Annotated in this window: 1 protein-coding gene and 1 pseudogene; both read left to right on the top strand. The window is 60.0% G+C overall.

Annotated features, from left to right (window positions below):
- Nucleotides 1-248, top strand: a 248-nt coding sequence (locus AC1DT2_RS24240) for a hypothetical protein (RefSeq protein ID WP_477299284.1), incomplete at its 5' end; no start/stop codon positions are given.
- Nucleotides 249-445: 197 nt separating this feature from the next.
- Nucleotides 446-1081, top strand: a pseudogene (locus AC1DT2_RS24235) (hypothetical protein); the annotation flags it as partial.

Below are 1081 nucleotides of genomic sequence, written 5' to 3'. Positions count from 1 at the left end.
CACCGGCATCGATGCCGCCGAACTGGCCACCGGAGGTCGCCAAGGCGAACTCCGTCGTCTGGAACCAAATGCAGGAAGAGAGCAAGGCACTTTCACCCATCAGCCGTCGCGTCATCGCCAGGGGCAGCGACCACTACATCCATGTGGATCGACCGGAGCTAGTCATTCGCGAAGTGACCGCTCTGGTTGAATCGCTTCGGCAGGGGAAGGTTGCGTATTCGCAGGCCGAGCCCACTGTCGTGGAGTAGCAGCACGCAAACTTGCGACTGTGTAGGGCATTTCCTACACATCCGCCGACCCCGCAAAAGACTTATAAGCAAAAAGCGACGACTTCTTCACGCTCGCTTGTTTGCGTTCCACACGCATGTTACTGCTACGCCACGCAAGCACTTTGTGTGATGCACGCCATCCCATGTGATGCGCGACCGAAGACAGGGAAAAAGACATGAATATCCGTATCGTCCTGGCGACAGCCATGTCGCTAAGCCTCGCTATGTCCGTCGTTTGGCCATCCGAAAACCTGCATGCGTCGCCCGCGAGCGATTCATCGCCCGGTACCGCGGCTGCCGCGGCTCCGATCACGATCGACAGCAACGTTCCGAAGGAACTGAACGCCTCCGGCGGCGGCGCGCAGAAGGCCGTCCTCTCTCAAGCGGCTGCGTTCGCCTGGCAGGAATTCATCGCCCTCAACTGGCCAGCGGTAAATCAGTCCGGCTTCAACGGGCAGCGCGATACACCCAATACGAAGTGCCTGTTCGGCGACCCGAGCTGCGATGGCCCCCTCGTATGGGAAACCTTTCGCAGCAAGGTGGAAATCTTCCCTGGCAAGGGCGTGCCTCCGGGCTATGTCAACAATCCCAACACGTCCTTCGGCTATGACGCGTTGCCTGCGTACAATTACGACAACGTCGTTCCTGCCTGCGGCGCCACATCGACATCGACGGCCTGGGTCAATCTCGACGAAACCGACCAGATCACGCTGGACGACATGTACGCCGGTGCGGCCCCGACCCAGGTGCCAGGCAACAGCTCGCCGCAATTGATCCGCTTCACTGCGAAGGCCAACCGCACCGAATACGCC

It is taken from the genome of Luteibacter sp. P4_E6 (assembly GCF_056401535.1).
This window is presented reverse-complemented; position numbering and strand designations above follow the sequence as displayed.